We start from the raw sequence: 6,864 nt of genomic DNA, 5'->3' as shown, positions 1-6,864 counted from the left end.
TCCCCGCCCCCGTACCGGTCCCGATCCCCGCCCCCGCCCCCGCCCGTGGCGACGACGCTCCTACGGCCGCGACGGACGCCTGGGCGGTCATCGGACTCGGCGGGCGCTACCCGTACGCCGACGACCTGGACGCCTTCTGGACGGGGGCGCTGCACGGCCCTGCCGTCACCGCCCTCCCGCCCGTCCGCCGCAGCCGCACAGTGGCGGACGACGGTCCCGACGCCGCCCACGACGGTTGCGGCGTTGGTCGCGTCGGCGGTGGGGCGGGGTGTTTCGTACGGGACGCCGATGTCTTCGACCCGGAGTTCTTCGGATTGACGGCCGGGCAGGCCGCGGCGGCGGATCCGCAGGAGCGGCTGCTGCTGGAGGTCGCCTTCGACACGCTGGAGCGCGCCGGTTACACCGGTGCGCGACTGGACCGGCTGCGCGCGGCCGACGGCGAGCCGCGCAGCCTGGGCGTCTTCGCCGCGCTCGGCGGCCCCGACCACGCGGTGCTGTCCGGCACGCCCGCCGCCCCCGCGACGGCCCGGCTGCTGAGCGGGCGGCTGCCCGCCCTGCTGGATCTGCGCGGGCCGCACCAGACGACGGCAGGCGGTGGGCCGACGGCCTTCCTGGCCGCGCTGCACCAGGCGTTGGGCGCGCTGCGCGCCGGGGAGTGCGCGGCCGCCCTCGTCGGCGCGGCCGATCTGCGGCTGCATCCCGACCGACACGTTCCCGGCGGCGGGGAAGGGGCGGGCGCGGTCCTGATACGGCCGCTCGCCGCGGCCCGCGCGAGCGGCGACCGGGTGCACGCGGTGGTGCGGTTCAGCGCCGTCGTCCACCAGGGCCGCGGCGGTCCGGCCACGGCCCGTGCGCGCATCGCCCGCGCCCTGTGGCGGGCCAGCGGCATCGACGCCCGTGCCATCGCCCTGGAGGAGGACGTGCACACCGCGGCCCGCCGCACCGGGGACGCCGGGGCGGCCGCCGGGGCCGCGGCCGTGACCCTGGCTGTGCTGCAACTGGCACACACCACCCTCGCGCCCGGCGCCGCGCCGCGCCCCTGGCCCGCGCCCGGCCCGAACCTGCCGCGTCGTGCGGGGGTCAGCGCCCAGGGCGGCGACGGTACATGCGCCCGCGTCGTCCTGGAGGAGGCGCCCACGCCCGCCCAGCCCACCGTGGACCGGCTCGCGGGGCCTGTGTCGGACCGGCCGGCCTGCCCCGTGGCGGATCCGCCCGCCGGGAGCGACGCGTGGTCGGATCCGCCGGGCGGGCAGGAGCTGGTGCTGCTGTCGGCGCCCACGCCGGAGCATCTGACGGCGACCGCACGCCGGTTCGCGGCGTGGGCGGCCCGACTGGGCGCCGGAGGGCCGTCGTTGGCGCGGGTGGCGCGGGAACTGCGGACCGGACGGACCGCACGGGCCTGCCGGCTCGCGGTGACGGCCCACGGGATGCCCGAACTGGCCGCCGCGCTGGCGGACTTCGCCCGCACCGGCACATCCGCCGCCGGCGCCCTGCCCGGTGACCCGGCCCGGGGCGCCCGTGGGCCCGGCGATCGGGCGCCGGTGCCGCCGCTGGAGGACCTGCCCGAGACCCGGGCCTATGTGGCCGCGTTGTGGGGGGCCCGCCGGCACGGGCAGCTGGCCCGGCTGTGGCTGGCGGGCGTAGACGTCACGGCCGTGGAACCGGAGCCGACGTCCGGCCCGACGCCGTACGCCGGCACCCTCGGAGCGGGCGGAGTGCCGCCGGAGCCTCAGGGACCGCCGGGGCCGTCGTGCGCCGTGGTGGCGCTGCCACCCAGCGCGCTGCTCGGGCGGCCGTTGCCGCTCGGCGACGGGGGGCGGTCGCGGTGAACGCGGCCGCGGCGGGGGCCGCCGCCACGCCGGTGAAGCTGTGGCTGTGCGCGAACGAGGATCTGCCGCCCGCCCTGGCGGGGGTGCTGGCCGCGCACTGGCTCGACGGACAGGAACGCCAGACGGCCGGAGGCTTTCTCTTCGACCGCGACCGACGCCAGTACGTCGTCGCCCACACGCTCGTGCGGCGGGCGCTGGCGATGGAAGCAGGGCTGGTCGAACCGGAGCTGGTGATCTGGCGCTCGCCGCGCGGGCGGCCGTTCCTCCAGTACCCCGCGGGCGGGCTGCCGCGCGGCGGCCGCCAGCTGGACTTCAACCTCTCCCACGCCGGCGGCTACAACCTGCTCGGCGTGGTGCGCCGCCGCCGTATCGGCGTGGACATCGAGCGGCTGGGCCGCGACGCGCAGGCGCTCGCCACCATCACCGCCACCTTCGCGCCCGCCGAACAGGCCTGGGTGGCCGCCGCCGGTCCCGGCGAGGGGCGGGAGCGCCGGGCGCTGCGGCTGTGGACGCTGAAGGAGGCGTACGCCAAGGCCCGCGGCCTGGGCCTGGGCCTGCCCTTCGACGCGTTCTCCTTCACCCTGGCCGAACGGCGCGGCGTCGAGGCGTTCACCCCGCCCGAGGACGACCTCGACGGCCGATGGAGCTTCGCCGAACTGGAGCCGGTGCCCGGGGTGCTCGTCGCCCTCGCGGTGCAGGCCGGGCCCGGCCCGCCGCCGTCGCTCCAGCTCCACCACGGTTTCCCCTGGGCCCGCTCGGCACCGGCGGCGATGACGCTGCCCGCGCCGGCGCCGGTGCCCGAACCGGGGCCGAGCCCGTTTCCCACGGCGCTCGCCTCGTGAACGGCCCGCGATCGCCCCGGGCCCGGTGTGTCGCCGCGGGCGGAGGGGAAGGTCGGGGGAGCCGGGGGAGAAGGGGCGCCGCACGGGCGCCCCGCTGATCGAAAAAGTACAGAAACCAACGAATATTGGAAGTCCGCTACAGGGCGTCTGGAGAAAAACGCTCACCGCCCACGGGTCCGGCTAGCTTGCATTGCGGCACAGGTTTTTGGCCACGGACACGAAGTGCGAGGCGGACGAACAACGGGGAGGGTCGTGTGAGGATCCAGCTTCTTGGACCGTTGAACGCAGAGGTCAACGGGTTATCCATCGTTCCTACGGCGGGCAAGCCACGGCAGATCCTGGCCCTGCTCGCGCTATATCCCGGCCGTGTGGTGTCGGTGCCGACGCTGATGGAGGAGATCTGGGCCTCCCATCCGCCACAGAGCGCGCTGACCACCCTCCAGACCTACATCCTGCAGCTGCGCCGCCGCCTGGGCACCGCGATGGGACCCGGCACGGCCCTCGACGCCAAGGGCGTGCTGGCCACCCGGCACGGCGGCTATCTGCTGCACATCCCCGACACCGCGGTCGACGTGCACCGCTACGACACGCTCGTGCGCGAGGGCCAGGCCGCCTTCGACTGCGGCGACAACGCCGTCTCCGCGGCCAGCTTCCGCGCCGCCCTGGACCTGTGGCGGGGCACGACCTTGGTCGACGTCCGTCTCGGGCCGGTCCTGGAGATCGAGGCGCTGCGCCTGGAGGAGAGCCGCCTGGTGACCGTGGAGCGGCGCATCGACGCCGACCTGCGCCTCGGCCGCCACGCCGAACTCATCGCGGAACTGATGGAGTTGACGGCACGTCACCCGCAGCACGAGGGTCTGCACTCGCAGGTGATGGTGGCGCTGTACCGGTCGGGCCGGCAGGGCTCGGCGCTGGACGTCTACCGTCGGCTGCGCGGCCGGCTCATCGAGGACCTGGGCGTCGAGCCCTCCCCGCAGCTGCAGCGCCTGCACCAGGCGATGCTCGCCGTCGACCCGTTGCTGGACGTGTGCGCGGGTCCCCGCCGCACCTCCACCTTCGACCTCTTCGCGGCCTGACACGGGCCGCTGCGCCCGACGGGCCCCGGCGGCCGACCTGCCGGGGCCCCCGCGTGCCGTCTCCGACGGTTCGCGTGGCGGACGGCGGACGGCGGTCGAGACCGGATCCGCCGTTCCGTGCGAGACCGACGCGTACGCGCGGGGCGGAAAGCGTCCGTGCAGGCGGAGAGCTTCCGCGCGAGACGGGGAACGCCCGTGCGCGACGGAAGCCTCCGTGCGAGGCGGAAAAGGGAAAGGGGCCGGCCGGCAGCCGGGGCCCCGAGGGGGATCGCTGTCCGGTCACGGCTGCCAGGCCGGCCGGCGCGCGCGATGGTGCCGCGGTGCGGGCGTCCCGGGGGGTGGGAGCCCGCTGAGCGGCCGCCCGGGTGCATCCCTCGCACGGGCCGTCCGCGTCGCGCCGTGTTCCGACTCTAAGCCGCACGGCGGTGCGCGGCGTACCCCTAACGGCCCCTAGGACAAGCCCTGGTGGGAGGGCCGGAGGTTTGGCGGGGGTCGTTCCTCGGGCGGGTCTCGAGGGGATTTCGAGCGGCCGGCGGGACGGTGGGCCGTACGGCCGGCGCGACCCGGACGACACGATCCGGGACAGGGACAGGGCCGCGCGTCCGGCCGTCGACGGGAAAGGGGGTCCGGCCCGTGAACCCGATGGTGCTCGCCGCCGACGGACTGCTGCCGGCCGGTCATGACGAGGCGCAGGACGCGCTCCTGCCCGTGCGCCGGCCACCCGCGGACCGCCCGGCCGAGCAGGACACCAGCGGCCCCGACGGCCGCGACGAGTGAAGGAGTCCCAGCATGCCGACGAACACAGTCTCCGCCAACGCCCTTCTGCTGGGCGGTCCTTACCGGACCGCCGGGCACGAGATCGTCGCCCATGTCGCCGACCACGGCGAGATCTTCAAGATGCGCGTCGAGAACCGCTACGACCACTTCGCGCCGACCGAGGAGTTCGTGCAGCGCGGCGAGTCCGCGCTGCGCGTCTTCCGCTACGCCCGCCACACCTACGTCGCCGAGTAGCCCCCGGCCCGCGGGCGGATGCCGTCCTGCCGCCGCCCGCCCCCTCCTCGGAACTCCGAACGGCTCCTCCAGCGTTCGGAGTTCCTTCTCGTGTCACGGATGGAAGCGCCAGCGGCCCTCGGTGACGACATCCACCTCGTCGTCCCGGACGCGCACGGCCGTGTCGTCGTCGAGGAAGTAGATCGGGAAGTCCGCCCGTTCGACGATGCGGTCGGCCCAGGAGTCGTCCCGCTCGGGGAAGTCGGGCGAGTACAGGTGGGGCTTCAGATACCAGTCGAAGAGGCCGAACGGCGATTCCACGGCAGTGGCGCCGAGAGCGTGAAGGTCCTTCGTGTCCCCGATGACATCGGCCGAGTGCGCGGTCAGATTCCGGCTGAAGATCATCGAACCGGCGCTCAGGCCCACGTAGACGCGGCTCCGCAGGGCGTCGAGGAAGCCTGCGGCCAGGCCGTTGCCGGTGATGCTGCGGGCGAGGTGGTAGTGATTGCCGCCCCCGGCGTAGACGACGTCCGCGTGCAGCAGCCGGTCGAGCACCGTCCGCGGTGGCAGGCCGTTCAGTTCGAGCACGTCGAACTCCCGCCAGCCCAGACCGTGCACCCGGTTGAGGTCGGCGACCAGCCACCCGTGGTCGCCAGGCTCGGCGACGGACGCGGTGGGCACGTATACGACGTTGGCCGACCCGAACGGTTTTCCCAGCATGTCCCGCAGCGCGTCCCGCAGGGTGTCGTTGCGCAGGCCGCTCGCCGTCAACAGCAGATCCATCGGGCGAGCGAATCATGATCGAGGGGCGTGCGCAACGAACGTGGGGCGCGGCGCGCTTCGACCGCAGGGCGCGGGGCGGCGGGGCGGGCGTCTCGACGAGGCGGCAGGGCGAGAGGGTGACAGAGCGACGGGGCGGCCGGGCGGCGGAGCGGTCGGGCGACAGGTCGACGGGCCGGGAATCCGCCTGCGTCGGCCCGCGCCGTGGTGCCAGGATGCCGGGATGGACTCGATCACGCGTGCCGCCGGTGACCTGCTGGGCGTCGAGCTGTCCGACCCCGTCGACCTCGGGGGCAGCAGGCGCAGCACCGTGGTGCGGTGCCGGACCGCCGACGGCGGCAGCGTGATCGTCAAGGCGTTCACCGGCGCACCGGACTCCCTGCGCGCGTTCACGGCTGAGGCCGCCGGGCTGTCCCTCGGCCTGGCCGGACCCGAAGTCCTGGGAGTGGACCCGGAGTTCCCGCTGCTGGTCATGGCGGATCTGGGCGCCGTACCGACATTGGTGGACGTCCTGCTCGGCGACGATCCGGCAGCCGCCGAGGACGGGTTGCTGGCCTGGGCCGGCGGGCTCGGGCGGCTGGCCGCCGCGTCGGTGGGGCGGCGCGCCGACTTCGAGCGCCAGTGGGCCCGTTACGACATGGGCCGGCCGTCGTGGGAGGAGGAGCCGTGGACGGTTCAGAACATCGCGGCCCTGCCCGGGGTGCTCGGCCAGGCGGGTGTTCCGGCTCCCGCGGGGCTGGTCGAGGAGCTGACCGGGATCGGGACGGCGGGCGGCCATGAGTACCCGGCGTTCACGCCGGGCGACACCTGCCTCGACAACAACCTGCTCACCCCCGAGGGGCTGCGGCTGATCGACTTCGAGGCGGCCTGCTTCCAGTCGGTGTTCCTCACGGCCGCCTACTGCCGGATGCCGTTCTCCAGTTGCTGGTGCGTCTTCACCCTCCCGGCCGGGACGGCGGCGGCGATCGAGGGTGCCTATCGCGCGGAGGTCGCCACCGTGTACCCGGCGCTGGCCCGGGACGCGGTGTGGCAGGCGGGCGTGCGGCAGGCCGTAGCGGTGTGGACCCTGGACGCGACCGTACGCCTGCTCTCCCGCGCCATCCGCGACGACGCGCCCCTGCACCCGACCCGGCGCCCCGCCCCGACCGTCCGTCAACTGCTCAGGCACCGCTGGGAGACGGCCGCCGACCTGACCGAGTTCCCGGCCTTCGCGCGGACCGTGCGGTCGCTGCTGTCCGAGGTCGCCGGGGGCTGGGAGGTGGCTCCGCTGCCGCGCTATCCCGCCTTCCATGACGGGAGGACGGGACGCACGGGCGAGGGGTGACCGATCGGCACGTCGGTCCCGGC

Annotated in this window: 7 protein-coding genes; 6 read left to right on the top strand and 1 reads right to left on the bottom strand. The window is 75.1% G+C overall.

Annotation, left to right across the window (positions count from 1 at the left end; genetic code table 11):
* From WN71_RS09365 to WN71_RS09350, 5 genes are all read left to right on the top strand, one after another.
* The coding region (locus WN71_RS09365) for a beta-ketoacyl [acyl carrier protein] synthase domain-containing protein (RefSeq protein ID WP_071369813.1) at nucleotides 1-1,829 on the top strand (1,829 nt) is incomplete at its 5' end.
* A complete protein-coding gene (locus tag WN71_RS09360) occupies nucleotides 1,826-2,671 on the top strand; it encodes a 4'-phosphopantetheinyl transferase family protein (protein WP_046583987.1) in 846 nt (281 codons plus the stop codon). The genes WN71_RS09365 and WN71_RS09360, both read left to right, overlap by 4 nt.
* 254 nt (nucleotides 2,672-2,925) lie before the next feature.
* Complete coding sequence (locus tag WN71_RS09355; RefSeq protein WP_046583986.1) at nucleotides 2,926-3,747, top strand: AfsR/SARP family transcriptional regulator; 822 nt, start codon at nucleotides 2,926-2,928, stop codon at nucleotides 3,745-3,747.
* A gap of 633 nt (nucleotides 3,748-4,380) precedes the next feature.
* Nucleotides 4,381-4,524 (top strand): hypothetical protein, encoded by a 144-nt coding sequence (locus WN71_RS41830; protein WP_167382911.1) that lies wholly within the window; start codon nucleotides 4,381-4,383, stop codon nucleotides 4,522-4,524.
* A gap of 12 nt (nucleotides 4,525-4,536) precedes the next feature.
* Complete coding sequence (locus tag WN71_RS09350; protein WP_046583985.1) at nucleotides 4,537-4,758, top strand: DUF5988 family protein; 222 nt, start codon at nucleotides 4,537-4,539, stop codon at nucleotides 4,756-4,758.
* 93 nt (nucleotides 4,759-4,851) lie between these two features.
* Here the strand turns inward: WN71_RS09350 and WN71_RS09345 are convergent, their stop codons facing one another.
* Nucleotides 4,852-5,520, bottom strand: a complete 669-nt coding sequence (locus WN71_RS09345; protein ID WP_046583984.1) for a Type 1 glutamine amidotransferase-like domain-containing protein — start codon at nucleotides 5,518-5,520, stop codon at nucleotides 4,852-4,854.
* Nucleotides 5,521-5,740: 220 nt separating this feature from the next.
* Here WN71_RS09345 and WN71_RS09340 point away from each other — a divergent pair, with 220 nt between their 5' ends.
* Nucleotides 5,741-6,841 (top strand): aldolase/citrate lyase/malate synthase family protein, encoded by a 1,101-nt coding sequence (locus WN71_RS09340; protein ID WP_046583983.1) that lies wholly within the window; start codon nucleotides 5,741-5,743, stop codon nucleotides 6,839-6,841.
* Nucleotides 6,842-6,864: the final 23 nt, after the last annotated feature.

The sequence above is a fragment of the Streptomyces mangrovisoli genome (assembly GCF_000974985.2).
Taxonomy (GTDB): domain Bacteria; phylum Actinomycetota; class Actinomycetes; order Streptomycetales; family Streptomycetaceae; genus Streptomyces; species Streptomyces mangrovisoli.
The sequence above is the reverse complement of the archived record's forward strand: the minus strand, read 5'-3'. Positions and strand labels throughout refer to the sequence as shown.